The sequence below is a fragment of the Pontibacter deserti genome (assembly GCF_023630255.1).
In the GTDB taxonomy this organism is placed as follows: domain Bacteria; phylum Bacteroidota; class Bacteroidia; order Cytophagales; family Hymenobacteraceae; genus Pontibacter; species Pontibacter deserti.
Genome location: NZ_JALPRS010000001.1, coordinates 2,342,351 through 2,360,994 on the forward strand (window position 1 = coordinate 2,342,351; position 18,644 = coordinate 2,360,994).

Annotated in this window: 16 protein-coding genes; 6 read left to right on the plus strand and 10 right to left on the minus strand. The window is 44.8% G+C overall.

Going from position 1 to position 18,644, the window contains the following annotated elements; genetic code table 11:
* Positions 1-452: 452 nt before the first annotated feature.
* Complete coding sequence (locus MJ612_RS10300) at positions 453-1,451, minus strand: quinone oxidoreductase family protein (RefSeq protein WP_187033392.1); 999 nt, start codon at positions 1,449-1,451, stop codon at positions 453-455.
* 117 nt (positions 1,452-1,568) lie between these two features.
* On the opposite strand from MJ612_RS10300, the gene MJ612_RS10305 reads away from it, so the two are divergent.
* Positions 1,569-2,066, plus strand: coding sequence for a GNAT family N-acetyltransferase (locus MJ612_RS10305; protein ID WP_222619739.1), 498 nt, complete (start codon positions 1,569-1,571; stop codon positions 2,064-2,066).
* 61 nt (positions 2,067-2,127) lie between these two features.
* Complete coding sequence (locus tag MJ612_RS10310; RefSeq protein WP_187033393.1) at positions 2,128-2,880, plus strand: peptidylprolyl isomerase; 753 nt, start codon at positions 2,128-2,130, stop codon at positions 2,878-2,880.
* A gap of 11 nt (positions 2,881-2,891) precedes the next feature.
* On the opposite strand, the gene MJ612_RS10315 is transcribed toward MJ612_RS10310, so the two are convergent.
* The 4 genes from MJ612_RS10315 to MJ612_RS10330 all read right to left on the minus strand — a co-directional run bounded on the left by MJ612_RS10315 (position 2,892) and on the right by MJ612_RS10330 (position 10,562).
* A complete protein-coding gene (locus MJ612_RS10315) occupies positions 2,892-4,700 on the minus strand; it encodes a DUF6044 family protein (RefSeq protein ID WP_187033394.1) in 1,809 nt (602 codons plus the stop codon).
* 2 nt (positions 4,701-4,702) lie between these two features.
* Entirely contained in the window at positions 4,703-5,668 is a 966-nt protein-coding gene (locus MJ612_RS10320; protein ID WP_187033395.1) for a glycosyltransferase family 2 protein, read from the minus strand.
* A 149-nt stretch (positions 5,669-5,817) separates the two neighbouring features.
* Positions 5,818-7,908 carry a M13 family metallopeptidase gene (locus tag MJ612_RS10325; RefSeq protein WP_187033396.1) on the minus strand — a complete coding sequence of 697 codons (2,091 nt, stop codon included), beginning with the start codon at positions 7,906-7,908 and terminating at the stop codon, positions 5,818-5,820.
* Between the two features lie 197 nt (positions 7,909-8,105).
* Positions 8,106-10,562 carry a S9 family peptidase gene (locus tag MJ612_RS10330; protein ID WP_187033397.1) on the minus strand — a complete coding sequence of 819 codons (2,457 nt, stop codon included), beginning with the start codon at positions 10,560-10,562 and terminating at the stop codon, positions 8,106-8,108.
* Between the two features lie 241 nt (positions 10,563-10,803).
* On the opposite strand from MJ612_RS10330, the gene MJ612_RS10335 reads away from it, so the two are divergent.
* The 3 genes from MJ612_RS10335 to MJ612_RS10345 all read left to right on the plus strand — a co-directional run bounded on the left by MJ612_RS10335 (position 10,804) and on the right by MJ612_RS10345 (position 13,243).
* Positions 10,804-12,348, plus strand: coding sequence for a M28 family metallopeptidase (locus MJ612_RS10335; RefSeq protein ID WP_187033398.1), 1,545 nt, complete (start codon positions 10,804-10,806; stop codon positions 12,346-12,348).
* 119 nt (positions 12,349-12,467) lie between these two features.
* On the plus strand, positions 12,468-12,893 hold the full coding sequence (locus MJ612_RS10340) for a hypothetical protein (RefSeq protein ID WP_187033399.1): 426 nt from the start codon (positions 12,468-12,470) through the stop codon (positions 12,891-12,893).
* A 71-nt stretch (positions 12,894-12,964) separates the two neighbouring features.
* Entirely contained in the window at positions 12,965-13,243 is a 279-nt protein-coding gene (locus MJ612_RS10345) for a (2Fe-2S) ferredoxin domain-containing protein (protein ID WP_187033400.1), read from the plus strand.
* Between the two features lie 77 nt (positions 13,244-13,320).
* Here MJ612_RS10345 and MJ612_RS10350 read toward each other — a convergent pair whose 3' ends face one another.
* Positions 13,321-13,851 carry a ferritin gene (locus tag MJ612_RS10350; RefSeq protein WP_187033401.1) on the minus strand — a complete coding sequence of 177 codons (531 nt, stop codon included), beginning with the start codon at positions 13,849-13,851 and terminating at the stop codon, positions 13,321-13,323.
* A 176-nt stretch (positions 13,852-14,027) separates the two neighbouring features.
* Positions 14,028-14,411, minus strand: a complete 384-nt coding sequence (locus MJ612_RS10355) for a hypothetical protein (RefSeq protein WP_187033402.1) — start codon at positions 14,409-14,411, stop codon at positions 14,028-14,030.
* A 70-nt stretch (positions 14,412-14,481) separates the two neighbouring features.
* Between MJ612_RS10355 and MJ612_RS10360 the strand changes: the two genes are divergently transcribed.
* The gene (locus tag MJ612_RS10360; protein ID WP_187033403.1) at positions 14,482-14,853 is read left to right on the plus strand and encodes a cupin domain-containing protein; all 372 of its coding nucleotides are present in this window, start codon (positions 14,482-14,484) and stop codon (positions 14,851-14,853) included.
* Between the two features lie 667 nt (positions 14,854-15,520).
* Here the strand turns inward: MJ612_RS10360 and MJ612_RS10365 are convergent.
* The 3 genes from MJ612_RS10365 to MJ612_RS10375 form a co-directional block, all read right to left on the minus strand.
* Positions 15,521-16,564, minus strand: a complete 1,044-nt coding sequence (locus MJ612_RS10365; protein WP_187033404.1) for a hypothetical protein — start codon at positions 16,562-16,564, stop codon at positions 15,521-15,523.
* Positions 16,565-16,733: 169 nt separating this feature from the next.
* Positions 16,734-17,459 (minus strand): LytR/AlgR family response regulator transcription factor, encoded by a 726-nt coding sequence (locus MJ612_RS10370; protein ID WP_187033405.1) that lies wholly within the window; start codon positions 17,457-17,459, stop codon positions 16,734-16,736.
* Complete coding sequence (locus MJ612_RS10375) at positions 17,449-18,570, minus strand: sensor histidine kinase (RefSeq protein WP_187033406.1); 1,122 nt, start codon at positions 18,568-18,570, stop codon at positions 17,449-17,451. Before MJ612_RS10375 ends, MJ612_RS10370 begins: the two co-directional genes overlap by 11 nt.
* Positions 18,571-18,644 lie beyond the last annotated feature (74 nt).

Below are 18,644 nucleotides of genomic sequence, written 5' to 3' on the forward strand. Positions count from 1 at the left end.
CTTATAGTTGGCTTTGGTGCCCTCATGGCCGGGAGGCCCCGTCTTTGCGTTTCGCGCTATGTACATTTCCTTTGCTCGTACCTCATAATGCCTTCAGCACCGGAACCTCTCGAGGCGCTCAACCCAAAGACTGATATCTTTCGATAGCAGAAGTTATAGTTATTTGGAGGTGATATGGCTCGTAGCTTTTCCTGCTGAGTATTTCCGTAAGGACAGGTCGCGACCTGTCCGCTCACAGGCTGTACCTATAGAACTTTAGTTGATTGGGTGGTAAAGCCAGGAAGTCCCCCTTTGAAGGGGGGAGGGGATGTTAAAACAGCAACTATAGAACTATAACTCCAACTATAACAGTAGCAGAAAAGCTCCCCTCCTTAGACAAGGAGGGGTGGTTGGACCAACAGCAACTATGAAACTATACCAAATCTCTCATGCGGCTTGTGTTGACATTTAGATTAACTAACGGTGATAACAATCTTCCCGAACTGCTTGCCTGCTTCCATATAGCGCATGGCTTCTTCAGTCTGCTCCAGCGGGAAAACGGAATCTACTACCGGCTTTACTTGCTTCTCTCGCACAAAGGCTACCAGTTCAGCAAAATCCTCGTTAGTGCCCATGGTGCTGCCGTGTATGGCCAGTTGTTTCCAGAAAATCTCTGCAGGGTTTAGTTGCCCGATCATACCGGTTGTGCCACCATATATACCTATTCTTCCGCCTGGCTTAGCCAGTTTTATCAATTGCACAAATCCTTCGCCGGCAGCACCGTCTATACTTACATCAAATCCGCCAGCTATACTTTTCAGCTCTTTGCCCCAGTTCTCTTTTTTATAGTTTATTCCCCCGGTTGCACCCAGGCGTTTAGCAGCCTCAATTTTTTCGTCTGAGCCTGAGGTTACCCATACTTCGGCCCCGGCGGCTACGGCAAACTGCACAGCAAACAAGGCTACCCCACCTCCTGCTCCGGTTACCAGCACTTTCTCACCTGCCTTTAAATCACATTTAGTAAACATGGCACGATAAGCAGTTACACCCGCCAGTGGCAAGGCAGCAGCTTCTTCAAAACTCAGATGCTCCGGCTTTTGGTGCAGGTTGGTAGCGCGTACTTTTACATATTCGGCAAATGCCCCATCTTCAGGCATGCCCAATACCTTATAGGTCTGCCCCTGCGCCCGCGGGTTATCGCCCCAATCCGTAGATGGATCAAGTATAACTTCTTTGCCCATCCAGCTTTTATCTACACCCTCTCCTACTTCGGTAACTATACCTGCCCCGTCCGAGCCAAGTATAGCCGGGTAATCTTTTGTAAAGTAGCGGCCATACTGTATCCATACGTCGCGGTGATTTAGGGCTGCAGCTTTAACCTGTACCACAGCTTCACCGGGGCCAGCAACAGGTTTCTCTTTCTCAATAAGTACGAACGGGGAATTTATTGCTTCAAGGTATATTGCTTTCATGTACAAGGTTTAGGTTATTGTTACTGCAAAGGTATCATTTACAGTATAAGCACAAAGCAACTATACGGTTGGCATTTATACTTGCAGCCCTTAACTTGCAACTATAGCTACAGCATTATGAGCAACTATAAAATCCGAACCGCTACTATTTCTGATGTCCCGACTATAAAAGCCTTAGCCGAAGCTATCTGGGAGCCAACCTATAAAAGCATATTATCGAAGGAGCAAATAGAGTATATGTTTGACGTGATCTATACTTCGGAAGCATTGCAGCAACAGATGCAGGACGGGCAGACATTTCTGTTATTATACCAGGATGAGCAGCCGCTTGGCTTTGCAGCCTATAGTTTAAAAGACGCTGGAGAGAAAGTTTATAAACTCAATAAAATTTACCTGCTGCCAGAGTGCCAGGGTAAGGGTTTAGGAAAACTGCTAATAGCTTATGTGGAGAACGAGGTAAAGCAACTGGGCGGAAATATACTTGACCTGAACGTGAACAAGTATAATAAGGCTAAAGCATTTTATGAGACCTGCGGCTACCACGTACACCAGGAAGAAGATATTCCGATAGGGCCATACTGGATGAACGATTATGTAATGCGGAAGCAACTATAATCGAAATTAACTTTATGCGTATAAACCACCATCAGAATATAAAACTATAAATCCTGCAACTGTGAAATCCTTCTCAACTTTAAAAAGTATAGCGCTGGCTTTTAGCTTATTGGCTTGTATCTCATGTAACCAGCAAACCAAAAATGCGGAAACAGAAGCAAAGGCACCTAAAACGGAAGCTGATCCAGATACGATTCCACTTAATTCTGCTAATGTAAAAGAAGTATTAACAGCTTATGCCCAGAAACATCCCGATAGTATAGCTGTGATCAGTACCCGCCACGGCGATATTAAAGTGCGCCTTTACAAAGATACGCCGCTGCACCGCGCTAACTTTGTCCGGCTCACAAAATCAGGATTTTATAGCCAGGGTGAGTTTTACAGAGTGGTAAAGGGCTTTGCCATACAAGGCGGTGATTCTGATAACCGTACTATGATACAGACTGTTTACAAAGTCCCTCAGGAGCTTAACCGCAAGTATATCCATAAAAAAGGAGCACTAGCCATGGCCCGTTACGGCGACGACCAAAACCCGGATAAAGAATCTTCATCACACAACTTCTACATTGTACAAGGCAGGAAATTAGATCTGGATGAGATACGTGCCTGGGAGGAAAAACATGGTATAAAGTATTCACCACAGGAAATAAAGCTTTACCAAACTATAGGCGGCGTACCCTCTCTTGATAATGAGTATACTGTATTTGGGGAAGTGATTGAAGGAATGGATGTGATAGATAAAATTGCAAACGAACCTGTAGATGCAAGCAACTGGCCGCGTAATGCGGTGCCACACACAATTAAGGTGCAGTAAAAACAGACTAGCTATTTAACTTTATACAAGTATATCCGCCAGGGAGATTCCGGATGGTCAAAAACATTAAATAAGCTCAATCCGGAAGCTGTCGTGTCTGTTACTTCTACAGCAGAAATAACGTATGCTCCACCCATACTTTTAAAGGCTTCTGTGTTCATTTTCAAAAGTTTTACTTTCCCATTTTTATCTTTTGTATTGGTATAAAAGCTCTCAAGTTCTGCCGGAAATAAGTAGGCGCGGCTACCCCAGCCATCATAATACTCCCGCCATTTTTCATTACGTTCCAGTTCTGGCGCTATAACCTCCCTGAACTGTTTTTTGTAAGCCAACGGGTAATTGTTCTGGTAACTGTCTAAGGTATAAAACCCATTATACTGGGCAATGCTGGCATGCAAACCAAAACTTACAACTCTATACTGATGCTGTGGCTTACCGATACGCGCTTTAACCTGGTTGAACAGTGGCTCAGAGAAAAACTCCCGATAAGTAAGTACATTTTCAGGCCTGTTACTGCCGGTAGCCTCTGCCCATACTAAATACCAATTATTAAAGATCTGGTTATCGGCGAAAGTAGTGCTTTTGATGCAAAATGCTAATTGTGTGCTTAAAAGACCTATTACAACTACTAACCCTAAGCGGGTGTATTTCAGAATAGCTGCAAGCGAGAAAGCAAAAAGAGTAAACCACACCAATGGCTGAAACCAGAAGAATCGGGATATGTTGAAGGTTTTGATAAAAGATATTTTTTCCTTTAGTGTGATGATCCCGTCCCATTGGTAAATACCAAATATACATGCGAGTAAAAAACACACTCCGAGCAACAAGTATAGCCTGCCTAATACTTTATCTTTTCTGAAGTAGGTTAAGATGGCTGCGGCAATTGCTACCGAAAACAGTACTGGTCTGTGCACACTGCCTACATGTATCATTCCGGATACAAAATCGATATAAATATTTTTGAAAGTATCTGTTGTATTAAAGGCACGATATGCGGGATCGTAAGCTTCCCGGTGAGACGCAAAGTCTTTGTTGAAGAACATGGTATAGATCAGGTTATGCTCTGTTATAAGATAACAGACAGCCAGCAACCCAATACCACCTAAAAAAGGGAATGGAATTTTCTTCTGTTTATAAAGCTCGATAAGGAACCACATGCCAAGTGCTACCAAAATAAAGAAACCTACTAATGGAAGGCTGGAGAAAAAAGGAAACAGAAGAATGATCAGGAAGTCTGGTAAACTATACTTCCGTTTCAGAAGGTTGAGATAAGTATAGAGCAACAACGGCTGCCCGGCTACAGAAAGGTTATAGATGGAATAAAACGGAAGCAATCCAAAGCAAAGGGCAACTCCAATAACTATAAGTTTATACTCCGGGTTTGGTACAACATATTTCCTAAGCAGCAAAAACATTCCTATAAAAGCTATACTGTGCACCAGCAACTCGTTTATAGTATAAGCCACAAACGGACTCAGGAACAGGAAAAGCAATGCCAGTATGTTTAACTGACTTGGGTACAGGTAAGAAGGAAAACCATTCATTACACTCTGGTCCAGTGCACTGTCTCCTATCAACCTTCCATTCTGCGTCATCTTCATTCGCCAAACAAACTCTGAATCCAGGGTGTCGTGCACAGTAATGTAAGAGTCTGTGCCAAGTATAAGCCGGGGTAAAAGAGGCAGAAGTATAACAATGAATAAACCTGCCCAAAATAAATAATTGAAAGGAATCTTTTGTAAACGAATTTGTATTGACTGGTTGGCAACCTGCAACAACGACGCCTCAGCTTCTCCAGACTTCTGTATTTTAAGGGACATGCTTATACTTCTTTTTCTTCCCGTGCCTTTATATTTTGCTCATCCACCACATACAATGGCCTGCCCTGCACGTTGTTAAATACACGCGCCAGGTACTCGCCGGCAATACCAATACAGATCAGCTGAACTCCACCCAGAAACAGCACACTTAAAATAATAGAAGCCCACCCTTCCACGTAATCTTTAAATACCAGACGGGCCAGCAATGTATAGATCATCAACAGAAATGCTCCGCCGGAAACTATAAATCCCAGCATAGAAGCCATTTTAAGAGGAAAGTCTGAGAATGAGGTAATGCCATCAAAAGCCAGACGGAGTAGCTTTCGATAAGTATAGCCGGATGAACCACCATATCGCTCATCACGGGTAAAGTTGATGTATGTCTGACGGAATCCTATCCAAGCCACCTGCCCACGCAGAAACTTATTGCGCTCAGGCATCTGTTGCAGCACACGCACTACTTTAGTATCCATTATCCTGAAGTCGCCGGTGTCTAAGGGGATATTTACATGGGTGATCCTAGCTAGCAGCCTGTAGAAAAATTTTGCAGTAGCTTTCTTTACAAAACTCTCGCCTTTTCGGTAAACCCGGCGGGCATACACTACTTCAAAACCCTCCTGCATTTTGGCGTATAGTTGCGGAATAAGTTCAGGTGGGTCCTGCAGGTCTGCATCCATTACCAACACCGCTTTGCCTGTGGCAGCATCCAATCCGGCAGAAACCGCTACCTGGTGCCCGAAATTCCGGCTTAAACTGATATAGTTTACAGAAGCATTTGCAACAGCTATACTTTTAAGCACACCTAACGAATTATCTATACTTCCATCGTTTACAAAAACCAGCTCATAAGTAACCTGCATCTGCTGCAGCACAGCACTTAACCTATCATATAGCAACTGGAGATTTTTCTCCTCATTAAAAACAGGAATAACTACAGATAAAGCAGGGTCTGTCAGATGTTCTATCATTAAGCTGGAAGATAGTTAAGTTGGCTATAGTACAAATATAAGATATATAATGAGCCGTGTGCTGTATAGTGTTTTGATTTATAGTTGAACTAAAAAAGAAAGGCGCTGCAGTTTTGCAGCGCCTTTAGCCTTATACTTTATAGGTTGTATTACCAGATCTTCACACGGTTATCCTGAGCACGGAACATGTTATCTCCTTGTTTGCACTCAAAGGCCTCGTAGAACTGCGGCATGTTAGATACCGGGCCATTAGTTCTGAAGCGGCCAGGTGAGTGCGGGTCGGTCAATATCTGCTGGTTCTGGGCTTCGTCGCGCATATTCACACGCCATATCTGGGCCCATGCCAGGAAGAAACGCTGCTCTGGCGTAAAGCCTGCTATCAGACCTGGGTTCTTTTTCTGTAGTGCTTTCTGCAAAGCAGTGTAGGCAATGTTAAGACCACCAATATCTGCAATGTTTTCGCCCATTGTTAGTTTACCATTAACATGCAGGTTATCCAGTACGGTATAGGCACTGTATTGCTGGTCTACCATGGCAGCGCGGGCATTAAACTTCTCCAGATCCTCTTTGGTCCACCAGTCTTTCAGGTTACCGGCAAAATCATACTTAGCTCCCTGGTCATCGAAACCATGTGTCAATTCATGGCCGATTACTGCACCCATACCACCGTAGTTTACTGCATCATCTGCTTTCGGGTCGAAGAACGGAGGCTGCAGAATACCAGCCGGGAACACGATCTCGTTCATGCTTGGGTTATAGTAGGCATTAACAGTTGGCGGAGACATAAACCACTCTGTACGGTCTATAGGCTGACCAATTTTACCAATATTTTTACGGAAGGCGAACTGGCTGGCACGCATCATGTTGGCAGCATATGAGTCACGGCTTATATCCAGCCCTTTGTATTCCTCCCATTTGTCCGGGTAACCGATTTTTACGGCAAAGGCATCTAGTTTTTCGAGTGCACGTTTTTTAGTTTCATCACTCATCCAGTCCAGGTCACGCACATGTTCCTTAAATGCTTCCTGCAGGTTACTTACCATTTCCAGGGCTTTTTGCTTTGCCTCCGGCGAGAATGTTTTCTGGACATATAACTGGCCCAGTGCTTCGCCCATGGCATCATCAGTGGCACGCAGTGCACGTTTCCAGCGAGGCTGCATTTCTTTAGCACCATTCAGCACCTTACCATAAAAGTTAAAGTTCTCCTGCACAAACTCCTGGCTTAGGTATGGGGCAGAAGTGCGCGCTAAATGCCACTGTGTATAGGTTTTCCAGTCTGCTACAGGTATACTTTTAAGCATGGAGTTAAGCTCTTTAAAGAAGGCAGGCTGGCCAACTATAACCTCTTTGGCAGTTTGTGCACCCATGCCGTTCAGTAGTTGCGTTACCTTCAGGTTGGGATTCAGTTTGGTAAACTCCTGCATGGTCATTTTGTTGTAGTTGGCATAAGGGTCGCGGAGTTCCACCCGGGTTCTGGATGCTTTTGCCAATCTTGTTTCGATGTCCATTACAGTTCTGGCTTTTTTCTGAGCAGTTGCTGCATCGCTACCCACTAACTGAAACATGTTTTGCAGGTGCTTCAGGTACTCAGTCCGGATGGTTTTAGAACGGTCGTCATCTTTCAGGTAATAATCGCGGTCAGGCAATCCCAAGCCGCCTTGTACCGCCCACAACGCATATTGTGTGCTGATCTTATCATCCTGGGTTACATACATCGTAAAGTAGCCACCCACTCCTTTGGTCTTCAGGTCAGCAACGGTTTTTACTAAATCATCTGTCGTTTTAATAGCTGCAATACGATCCATTTCCGGTTTTATCGGAGTCATACCTGCTTTGTTAACTGCCATAGAATCCATACCGGCTGCATAAAAATCACCAACCAGTTGCGCTGCAGAGCCTTTTGTAGCAGTAGTGTTAGACGCTGCTTCTGTTAACAGCTCCCGCAGTACAGCATTATTCTTTTCAGCCAGTTCGTTAAAGGATCCCCAACGGCTCTCTGATGCTGGTATCGGGTTATTCTTTACCCAGCCGCCATTTGCAAACTGGTAAAAGTCTACGCATGGGTTTACGGTAGTGTCCAGGTTCGCCAGGTCCAGCCCCCGCCCCATGTTTACCTCTGTTGTACCGGCTGCGGTAGTAGTACTAGCAGCATCATCGGAAGTAGTGGTAGAAGAACTGCAACCCGACAGCAGTAAGCCAGCAAGTGCAGCCGAAGAAAATAACAGGTGTCTATTTTTCATAAGGCTATTGTTTGGTTTCAACTTCAGACAAGAAATTAAGCTAACACACAATGTATCAGACATAATACTGGATTTATAGTTTATAGTTACTTTACAGTTCTCTGATAAGGGAGAGGTTTGTTTAGCTATACTTCACATTAAACACAAAACGCCCCGGCTAAAGTATAGCCGGGGCGTTTAAATAGTAAATTTTATACTTACTGCACTTGTCGATTCTTCACGTAAGTGTTCAGCCAGGTATCCATTTCCCAAAGCATGTGCAGGATAGATTCTTTGGCTGCATAGCCGTGGCTTTCGTGTGGCAGAAAAACTAAGCGTGTTGTTGCACCGTGGCCTTTTAAGGCATTGTAGAAACGCTCGCTCTGGATCGGGAAAGTACCGGAGTTGTTGTCGGCCTCGCCATGAATAAGCAGGATTGGAGTTTTCACTTTATCTGCAAAAGAGAACGGCGACATTCTGAAGTATACTTCCGGAGCCTCCCAGTAAGAGCGTTCTTCCTGCTGGAAACCAAACGGTGTAAGTGTTCGATTGTAGGCACCACTGCGCGCAATACCAGCCGCAAACAGATTAGAATGTGCCAGTAGGTTTGCCGTCATGAAAGCGCCGTACGAGTGACCACCAACTGCAATACGCTTCGGATCAACTACACCCATACTTACCACCTTATCGATGGCTGCTTTGGCGCTGGCTACTAACTGCTCGTTATAAGTGTCATTTGGCTGTGCATCACCTTCGCCAACTATAGGCATATCCGTTCTATCCAATACGGCGTAACCTTGTGTTACCCAGAACAGTGGTGAGCCTGAACTGATGCGTGTAAACTCGTAAGGTGAGCTTTTTACCTGGCCGGCTGTTGCTGCATTTTTAAATTCACGCGGGTAAGCCCACATCAGCATTGGCAGCGGCGCATCACCTTTTTTGTAATCTTTCGGCAAGTATAATACCGCATTCAGCTTCACACCATCGTTACGCTCATACTGCAACATTTCTTTCTGGACACCTTCCAGTTGCGGAGTCGGGTGCGGGAAAGCAGTTACCTGCGTCAGTTGCTTTTTGCCAAGATCACGCACAAAATAGTTAGGTGCATCTTTCTCAGATTCTCTTCTGGTGATGATCTGCTTTTTTTCCAGGTCGATGATATCTACCGGGCGCTCGTAGTAAGGCGCTTCAGAACGGAACAGGATGTTGGCTTTCTTAGACTTCAGGTTAAATTCGCTCAGGAACGGACGGTTACCTTCTGGCGAGCCACCTTCCGAGATCATATAAATGTGCTGCCCTTTTTTATCAGTTAGCAATACGCTGCGGCCATACTTGTTTTTGGTAAACACAGGCGAACCCGGATCGTTGTAGCCATCCTCATAAGAACGCTCGATAAGTACAGTAGCTTTATTCGGCTTCGAAGGGTCAACCATACTTACACGCTCAGCACGGGTTTTCCACCAGCGTTCGTTTACTAATGCAAGGTTCTCGCCCCATTGCACGCCACGGTATCTATACTTGGTAGCAGCCAGTTTAGCAGGCTTTGCAGCAAATGGAGCATCCAAAGTATAAACGATGTCTCGTACTTCTACTTCTTTGTTCGCATCGCCGCCATCCTGCGCTTCTGCCCAGTACAGTGAGGCTGCTTTATCAGGACGCCAGCTATAACTGCGCGGGCCTTTCGCTACGGCATCAAACGCAATCGGAATATCTTCGGCTAATGGAAGTTGTGCCAGTTGCTTCACTACTTTGCCATCGCGGCTCCATACTTCCACGTTGTACGGAAAGTAGTAAGATGGTACCAGGTAAGAGTATGGCTTCTGAATTGTCTGCACAAGCAGGTATTGCCCATCCGGCGACACATCTACACTTTTAACTATACCTGGTTTGCCAATTGGCTGTTGAGCGCCATCTACTGTTACCAGTTTCAGTTGGGTCTGCATGTAGTAGTCAAACAGCTGCTCGTCGTTACGGTTCTTTAGCAGATCCTGGTAAGTACGTGATGGCTTGGCTTTACCAATGTTCTGCTGAATTGTAGGGCCGGCAGGAGCCAGAGCAGGTTTAGGCATTTCGCCACGCTTCTCATCAACAAATTTTACTACCAGTGCTCTGCTATCCGATGTCCACTCGAACGGAGTACCACTGTAGGCATCGTTTATTTTTGCTTCAGTTAGCTTCTTTGCCTGTTTTGCAGAAATATCAGCAATCCATAACTCAATACCATTAGCCACTGTGTTAGTGAAAGCAATATACTTCTCGTCCGGAGACCATGTGACATAAGACAGTCGGGCATTTTTAGGTAACCCTGTGATCTGGCTTTCCTGACCACCTTTTACCTGCTTAATTTTAATGTTGCTGATAGAAGAAGTGCGGCTTTGCCCGTTGGTGGCAGGGTTAATGCGCAGGCCAGCCAGACGGCTTTCCGGTTGTGCCAGTTCCTCTATACTTGGGTAACCCGGGCGTTCCAGCAGCAACATCAGGTCGCCTTTAGCATTTATACTTACACCCGGCGTGGCAGGGGCATCAATAATATCGGCAATGGTTTGCGGAGGTCGCTGATAAGTCAGGTTCAGGTCCTGGTTGCCCTGCGCAAAAGCAACCGGAGCTTGGGCACCACCCAGCAGCAGCAGGCCCAGCAAAGCTATACCTGCAGTTTTGGTTTTGTAGAGGTTCATCTCAGATTAGATATTAGATTAGTTAGTTTGTACTTAGATGGAGTAATAAGTTAAAAGTTTAATCTAAAATAACCAGCTTTTGTTGTTTATAAAAACTTCTGTTATACTCACCAATCTTTCCTATATTAGTCCTAAACTATACTTATATCCGATACTGACATTGAGCATATTAAACTATAAGTATAAACCTTAGTCTATGCTTTAGCAATAGAATAAAACACTAATCTCTAACCCAACTAACATGAAAAAAACCTTACTAACCACCTTGCTGCTGCAGTGTGCTTTTGTGGCATTTGCCCAGCAAGAGCCTGTAGACCTGGACATGGTGCACCGTATTAAGCAGGAAGGCCTGAAGAACTCCAAAGTGATGGAGACTGCTTTTTACCTGACCGATGTAAGCGGCTCGCGTTTATCAGGCTCTACTGGTTTACAGCGTGCTAACGAATGGTCTAAAAGCAAACTTACCGAATGGGGATTAAAGAATGCGCACCTCGAAGAGTGGGGTACATTTGGTCGCGGCTGGGAATTCCAGAAATCATATGTAGCCATGACGGCCCCTTACTACCAGCACCTGATCGCAACACCAAAAGCCTGGACACCTGGCACAAACGGCGAACTAAAAGGCGAGGCTATACTTATAAAAGTTGAAAAAGAAGAAGACCTGCAACAGTATAAAGGTAAGCTGAAAGGCAAGATTATACTTACCCCACCAACCCGCGAAGCCATTACCTCTTTTGAGCCGGACGCCAAGCGCCACACTGAAGAAGACCTTAAGAAACTGGCTGCTAACCCAGATGCTGAAAACAACCAGCGCAACAACCGTAACATGACCGACTGGCGCGCCATGATGCAGTTACGTGCTAAGGTTAATGAGTTTGTAATGGCCGAAGGTGCTGCGGCTATACTTAGCACACGTGGCGGTACGCATGGCACACACTTTACTACAAACGGTGCCCCTTATGCTGTAGACGCTAAGCCTGTTTTACCGGAAATGGAAATGGGCCTGGAAGATTATGGAAGATTAGTCCGTTTACTGGAAGCCGGTCAGAAAGTAGAGCTGGAAATGGAAACCGAAACCAAATTCCTGACTGATAACCTGAAGGGCTTTAATGTAATTGCAGAAATACCTGGCACTGATAAAAAACTAAAAGACGAAGTGGTAATGCTGGGCGGCCACATCGACTCATGGCATGCCTCTACGGGCGCTACCGATAATGCGGCGGGTGTTGCTGTAATGATGGAAGCTGTGCGTATACTTAAGTCTTTAAATATCCAGCCGAAAAGAACTATAAGAATTGCGCTTTGGGGCGGCGAAGAGCAGGGCTTACATGGTTCCCGTGGGTATGCCAAACAACATTTCGGAGACCCGGCAACTATGGCCCTGAAAAAGGAACATGAAAAGCTTTCAGCCTACTATAACCTGGACAACGGAACCGGTAAAATACGGGGCATTTACCTGCAGGGTAACGACATGGTACGCCCTATTTTTGAAGAATGGTTCAAGCCTTTCCACGATCTGGGTGCTAATACGATAACAATACGAAACACTGGCGGCACCGACCACCTGGCGTTTGATGCACTGGGCTTACCGGGCTTCCAGTTTATTCAGGATGAGATTGAGTATGATACCCGCACGCACCATACCAATCAGGATAACTATGAACGTCTGCAGGCTGAAGACCTGAAACAAGCATCGGTTATAGTTGCGTCTATAGTTTACCACACGGCTATGCGCGAGAAAAAGATGCCGCGCAAACCGCTGCCAAAACCAAGACCTACCACTTAAACAACTATAAAAAGGCCTGAAACTATCATTTCAGGCCTTTGTTTTGCAACTAATAGCAACAGCTGGTTGTTGTATCTACACTGCACAAAACTGGTGTAGTAAAAAAACTTTTAGCAGGCATGTTGCAAATTATTCATTCTGAAGAGTTAAAAACATCTACAGGAAAAACCTTTTTAAAGATCAAGTATAACTCAAATGAAAACTGGATTTACACAGACTGGATTGGTTACCCAACTCCTGAAAATGTTGCAAAAGGGGCAATAGCCTATTTAGAGGCTATGCAGGCAAATAACCTGAACAGGGTACTGAATGATAACCGCAACCTTGTTGGCCGCTGGGATAATGCATTGGATTGGGTGGAGCAGGTCTGGTTACCTATAGCTATTAAAGCCGGGTTAAAAAGATTTGCACACATTACACACCAGGATTCACTTTCCTTTAAGGCTGCCTCTATAATGCAAAACCTGATCAGATCGCATATTGAAATGCGGGTGTTTACAGACCCGGAGGCTGCAAAGCTTTGGCTACGGGAACATACCAACTAATTTATAGTTGGGTACCTGTTATCTTTTTATGCTTTATACTTGTATAAGGCAATTGTTATAAAACTGAGCTGATGAGTAAAAACTTCCAGACACCTGACAAAGTGGTTTATGTGTGCACCGGTAGCAAGTGCAAGAAAAAAGGTGGCAAAGAAAACGGGAAAGCACTTCGTAACCTGATAAAAGAAGCGGGGCTGAAGGGACGTGTGGAAGTTGTAAAAACCGAGTGTACTGACCGTTGCGATTTTGCTCCTGTTATGTGTTTTCAGCCGGATAATTACTGGATGCACCACGTTACCGAACAGCAGGCCGTGGAGGCTTTTAAAGAGCATATTTTAACTAAACCGGAATAAACCGCAACTAAAAACTGATAAACAAAAAAGCCTTTGGTGTGCACACCAAAGGCTTTTTTGTTTATCAGTTTATATGATTAATACGTATCGTCGTACTTTATTTTAGGTACACGCTTATCAATTTCATACTGACCGGTTCCCTCTTCGCCAATAATCTCAAACAGTTCCAGGGCACGACGGGCTACATACTCTTCTTCGATCTGCTCTTTCAGGAACCACTGCAGAAAGGTAAATGTCACATAATCTTTCGACTTCTGGCAACGATCAGCGATACGGTTAAATGATTGGGTTACCGCTATCTCCTGCTGCAGGGCCTGCTCAAACACACTTCTGAACGATTCGAACTCTATCTGCACATTGGTTACGTCCGGTGACACGGCACGACCACCCATATCTGACACATATTTAAACAAACGCAGCATGTGCTCACGCTCTTCATCAGACTGCTCTTTAAAGTAGCCAGCGCTAAAATCAAAGCCGTTACGGTCGCACCACGCACTCATGGCCAGGTACATGGCCGATGCGTCTGCTTCCATTTTTATCTGCTCGTTCAGCACTTTCTCAATTTCTTCTGTAAGGGATGTTCTTAGTCTCAGTAGGTCCTTCATAAAGTATAGGCTTGGTTATAATGTTGGATGTTTTCAGGTATAAAACATCTTTTATTCATACTTAATTTAAAGGATTATGTTCTGATTTAGAAGCCCCTGCGGCAAATATGGAAGCAGTCTAAATAAAAAAAGCACAGGTACTGCCTGTGCTTATAAGTATATGTGTTTAACTTATGTTATGCTACCTGCGCCTTCAGGCATTCGTGGAGCATACTGTTCAGTTCAAGGGCAAATTTAGCGCCTCCCAACAGCTCTTTAAAAGTATAGATCTCAGGTAAGGTCAGTACATATAGTTTGTCACATCCACAGACCGTTACCAGTTCATAATCGGAGCAGCGCTGAGTATTAACAGCCATATTACTAAGATCAATACTGTCTACTGCTTTTTTCAGACGAAGAAAAGTCTCTACTCTTAGCTCAGTTACTGATCCTGCAAAATCAATTATTAAGCGGTTGCGCTTGTTGCACTGGTATACAACACCTGCTTCAGTTGTAAAAACTTCGTGCATGGCAGCGGAAATCTGCGTCTTCTCTCCTAACTTCACTTGCGGCTGATTCATATTGATACAAATGTAAAGCCTATTTAGAATAAGTCCAAATAAATTTAACTGATCTTTATCACCATATTATATGCAGACAATAGAGAAGATTAACCTTGCCGATAAGTTTAAGCAGATAGCTGATTTCTGGAACCCGCGTATTGCAGGTGAGTTAAACGGACAGCAGGTAAAGCTGGCAAAATTTAAAGGTGAGTTCGATTGGCACCACCACGAGCACGAGGATGAATTTTTTCTGGTAGTTAGCGGCAGTTTTGAAATGCACCTGCGGGATAAAGTCATTACCCTGAATCCGGGCGAATTTATTGTTGTACCTCGTGGCGTTGAGCATAAACCTGTTGCACCCGTTGAGGCAGAAGTACTTTTGTTTGAGCCTGCCACAACTATAAACACCGGCAACCTGCAAAACAGCGACCGCACCCGGCTTAATTTGGAGAGGTTGTAGTTTTAATGTTGGCGTTTACCTCACCCCTCTCCTTTTAAAGAGGGCTCCTAGCCCCAAAACAGGAGAGGGAGTTTAATCCCATCCAAGGAAACTCCCTCCTTGAGGAGGGTAGGGAGGTGTTTTTATAGTAGCCGTTGTCCAACCCCTCCTTATCTAAGGCGGGGAGCTTTTCTGCTACAGCTATAGTTATGCGGCCATAGTTTTATAGCTGCTGTTTTGACACCCCTATAGTCCCCTCAAGGGGACAATAATGTTTTTGCTATACTTTCACCTATAGTTTTATAGGTACAGTACATGAGCGGACAGGTCGCGACCTGTCCCTACGGAACTATGATCACGAGCAAAGCTATGCAACTATAACTTCCCCTCTAACTATAGTTAACTATCAAACTGATATCAGTCTTCGGGTTGAGCGCCTTGTAGATTTCCGGTGCCGGCAAGGCATTGCGAGGAAACGAGCAAAGGGAATGTACACCGCGCGATGCCCGAAGACGAGGCTCCGCGGCCGTGAGCGCACCAAAGCCAACTATAAAACTGTAGGCAAGTAAAGCTCCCAGAAATAGAGGCAGCTATGGAGGGATAGCTTATTACAAGATGCTAGTAACGTCAACTATAGGATACATAAGATCCCTCGGCTAACGCTCGGGGTGACAAATAAGACTTATGCTTAACCAACAGCAACATTAGGAGCTTTTACAAGAATAGTTTTCAAATTTAGCCTTACCAGATCCCCCATGCATTTACACTTCAGGAACTCGTCTGATTTATGATGTTCTGCCAATTCCTTTTTTAGCTGTTCTACTTTTTCCGGAGTAGAGATCGTGTCTTTGCGCATGCAGTCGATCAGGTCTTTGAGGCGGTAACGCGCGGATTTGAGGCGGCGGAACATGAGGGTACGTTCCTCGTTCTGGTACTGCTTTACGGTTTCGGGCTTCAGCAACTTAAGCACCAGGTCCACAATCACGTTATTGTCTTTAAAGAACTGTGGCAGGTACATGGTCTTTTTGCCTTCATAGCTCTGCTGGTCGAAGTCGATGGGGCGCACGCGGTATTGCTCGTCTTCAAAATCAGGAGTAATATCTACCACATAGTTGTATGAACGCATATCGCCGAGCAGACGCACAAAGCAGCGTTCGTTAAACTTTACAAACTCTTTGGCAATACGCACCTTATTACTGCCGGGCCTGTCCACAAATTCTTTAATAAAAATATCACCAGGTATACCGGCAATGTGTTCTTCAATTAAAGTATCACCATCAACTAAATAATTAATGCGGCTTGGAGATAAAATGTGCTCTAACTCCAGACCATAGATACGCGATGCATCGGCGCGCTTTACATAAAAATAGTCGTAGTTGTCGTTCAGCTGGTTCATGATCTGCACCCTGAAAGGATTGGAATTACCAAAGGTGCAGTAATCAATCCTGGACACATACAAATGCTCCATCACCGACATATCTCCGTCTGTTTTAAGTAAGGCGTAGATCATGGTCAGGCCATGGTTCAGCTCGTCCTGCGACTGTTGCTCATACATCACCGTTTCCCAAAGCGTATCAACTCCTTTTTTATCGAAGTATGGGAAAGAATCAGAATAATGCAGCAGGTCCTCGTACTTTACAGGCAGTTTAGTGTCGCGGCCATAATGGTGCAGGTACTTGCGCAGCCCATCCGATATAGGGTAAAAAAACTTCTTTTTGGAGATGGTATTCACGGGTGAATTATGAATTAAGAATTACGAATTATGAATGAGAACTTGTGCAGGAAACTATACTTTAGAACACCAGCTAAAGTTTTATACTTAATGTACTAAGCCCTTCTAGACCTAAACCGTTGTTTACCCTAATTTCTAATTTTTAATTTCTAATTCATAATTATAGAAGCTATGCTTCCAGCAGGTTGTTCTTGCCTAGTATCTGCAGCACTTCATTTTTATAAAGCCGGCCAATAGGAATTTCGTTTTTACCAAGGTCTACAGCGGTGGCCGAGAAAGCCTGTACTTTATCTAAAGCGATGATGAAAGAACGGTGGATGCGCAGGAATTTATCGGCAGGTAACTTCTCTTCCAGAAAACTGATCTTCTGATACGAGATGATCTCTTTTGTTTCTGTCTTTACCCGGATGTAGTCTTTCAGGCTTTCGATGTACAGAATATCTGCCAGCATCACCTTCACCATTTTTTTATCGGATTTCAGGTAAATGAAGGCTTCTTTATAATCTGGCTCAAAGGCATTTATACTTGCAGGCGACTTTGTTTCCTGTGGTGTTACTTTAGCAATTGCTTTCAGGAAGCGGTCGAAGGAAATGGGCTTCAGAAGATAATCTACAGCGTTCAGTTCGTAGCCTTCTACAGCGTAATCGCGGTAGGCGGTGGTAAAAATTACTTTAGGAGGGTTTGCCAGCGACTTCAGAAAATCTATACCTGTAAGCTTCGGCATCTGGATATCTAGGAACATGACATCTACCTGTTCGGTTTGCAGGCAGTTATAGGCTTCCACTGCATTGTTGCAGCGACACACCAGTTCCAGGTTATCTACCCTGCTAATGTATGTTTCCAGTACGTCCAGTGCCAGTGGCTCATCGTCTACTATCAGGCATCTAATCTTCATGGGTTCTATCGCTAAGGTCTAACTCCAGGTGCACAGCGTATACATCCGGCTCGTCTTCAATCTCTAAACTATAAGCATCTTTGTACAGTAGCTCCAGGCGGCGTCGCACATTTTTAAGACCAATTCCGGAAGCCATTTCGCGGTCAGAGCGGTCTTGTTTCTCGCCACACTTACAGTTTTCTACGCGCAGGCTCAGGTTTCTGTCCTGTACTTTTATATCTATGCGCACCCATGCATTTTCTGTTTCGGTGCTCACACCATGTTTAAAGGCATTCTCTACGAACGGTAACAGCATCATGGGCGCAATGGTTTTTCCAAGTATAGTTCCGGCCTCGGTAAAGCTAATGTCTACCCGGTTACCGTACCGGATGCGTTCCAGGTCTATATAGTTGCGGATATAGTTTAATTCTTTCTCCAGGGGCACTTTGGCAGCATTAGCATCATATAGCATATAGTCCATCAGACCAGAAAGCTTTAGTACCATCTCAGGGGCATTATCTGACTTTTTGAGTGTGAGGGAATAAAGACTGTTGAGCGTGTTGAACAGGAAGTGCGGGTGAATCTGGCCTTTCAGAAATTTAAGCTCTGCCTCAAGTTTATCCTGCGACAGCGTGCGTGCCGACTGCTGGTGCTGGTACCAGTTACGGAGCAAAACTATAGTTGCTGAAATAGCTACCAGGTAATTTATGTTCACAATGTTCTTCACAAAGCGGTATAGCGTCAGGTTATCCTGGGTGCAGGTGGTTGGGCATATCAGCGGATGAATAAGCAAAGGCAGCAGTACGTACTGCATCAGTCCGGCAATGGCGCCGGTAAGTAGCAGCAGGTAAACAAAGAACTCAAGATAACGCCTGGTGAGCAAAAACTTCGGCATCAGGTAATACATGTTAAAGTATACCAGCGCCATTTTAAACGGAAGCTCCACCAGCTCCACCATAAAGGCATTGTAATAATCATCGATGTAGCTACCGTACAGTAACCCGAAAAATACCACGTAGCACACCCAGAAGGACAGGTGCTGCAGCATCCGGTTCCGGATTATACTTCGCGGGTCAGGCAGGCTCCACGACCGGGCATCAGCTATACTTTCCGCACTTAACTTTACTTCCATTTTACAAAGATATATTTTATCGGGCACGTCTGTACCTGGCACTCAATGCTTTTAGACGACCGGCTATACTTGTG

What these genes read in the sequence shown, in the direction of transcription:
- MJ612_RS10300 (WP_187033392.1), bottom strand. Translation starts at nt 1,451, where the DNA reads ATGAAAGCAATATACCTTGAAGCAATAAATTCCCCGTTCGTACTTATT.
- MJ612_RS10305 (WP_222619739.1), top strand. Translation starts at nt 1,569, where the DNA reads ATGAGCAACTATAAAATCCGAACCGCTACTATTTCTGATGTCCCGACT.
- MJ612_RS10315 (WP_187033394.1), bottom strand. Translation starts at nt 4,700, where the DNA reads ATGTCCCTTAAAATACAGAAGTCTGGAGAAGCTGAGGCGTCGTTGTTG.
- MJ612_RS10320 (WP_187033395.1), bottom strand. Translation starts at nt 5,668, where the DNA reads ATGATAGAACATCTGACAGACCCTGCTTTATCTGTAGTTATTCCTGTT.
- MJ612_RS10325 (WP_187033396.1), bottom strand. Translation starts at nt 7,908, where the DNA reads ATGAAAAATAGACACCTGTTATTTTCTTCGGCTGCACTTGCTGGCTTA.
- MJ612_RS10330 (WP_187033397.1), bottom strand. Translation starts at nt 10,562, where the DNA reads ATGAACCTCTACAAAACCAAAACTGCAGGTATAGCTTTGCTGGGCCTG.
- MJ612_RS10335 (WP_187033398.1), top strand. Translation starts at nt 10,804, where the DNA reads ATGAAAAAAACCTTACTAACCACCTTGCTGCTGCAGTGTGCTTTTGTG.
- MJ612_RS10340 (WP_187033399.1), top strand. Translation starts at nt 12,468, where the DNA reads ATGTTGCAAATTATTCATTCTGAAGAGTTAAAAACATCTACAGGAAAA.
- MJ612_RS10345 (WP_187033400.1), top strand. Translation starts at nt 12,965, where the DNA reads ATGAGTAAAAACTTCCAGACACCTGACAAAGTGGTTTATGTGTGCACC.
- MJ612_RS10350 (WP_187033401.1), bottom strand. Translation starts at nt 13,851, where the DNA reads ATGAAGGACCTACTGAGACTAAGAACATCCCTTACAGAAGAAATTGAG.
- MJ612_RS10355 (WP_187033402.1), bottom strand. Translation starts at nt 14,411, where the DNA reads ATGAATCAGCCGCAAGTGAAGTTAGGAGAGAAGACGCAGATTTCCGCT.
- MJ612_RS10360 (WP_187033403.1), top strand. Translation starts at nt 14,482, where the DNA reads ATGCAGACAATAGAGAAGATTAACCTTGCCGATAAGTTTAAGCAGATA.
- MJ612_RS10370 (WP_187033405.1), bottom strand. Translation starts at nt 17,459, where the DNA reads ATGAAGATTAGATGCCTGATAGTAGACGATGAGCCACTGGCACTGGAC.
- MJ612_RS10375 (WP_187033406.1), bottom strand. Translation starts at nt 18,570, where the DNA reads ATGGAAGTAAAGTTAAGTGCGGAAAGTATAGCTGATGCCCGGTCGTGG.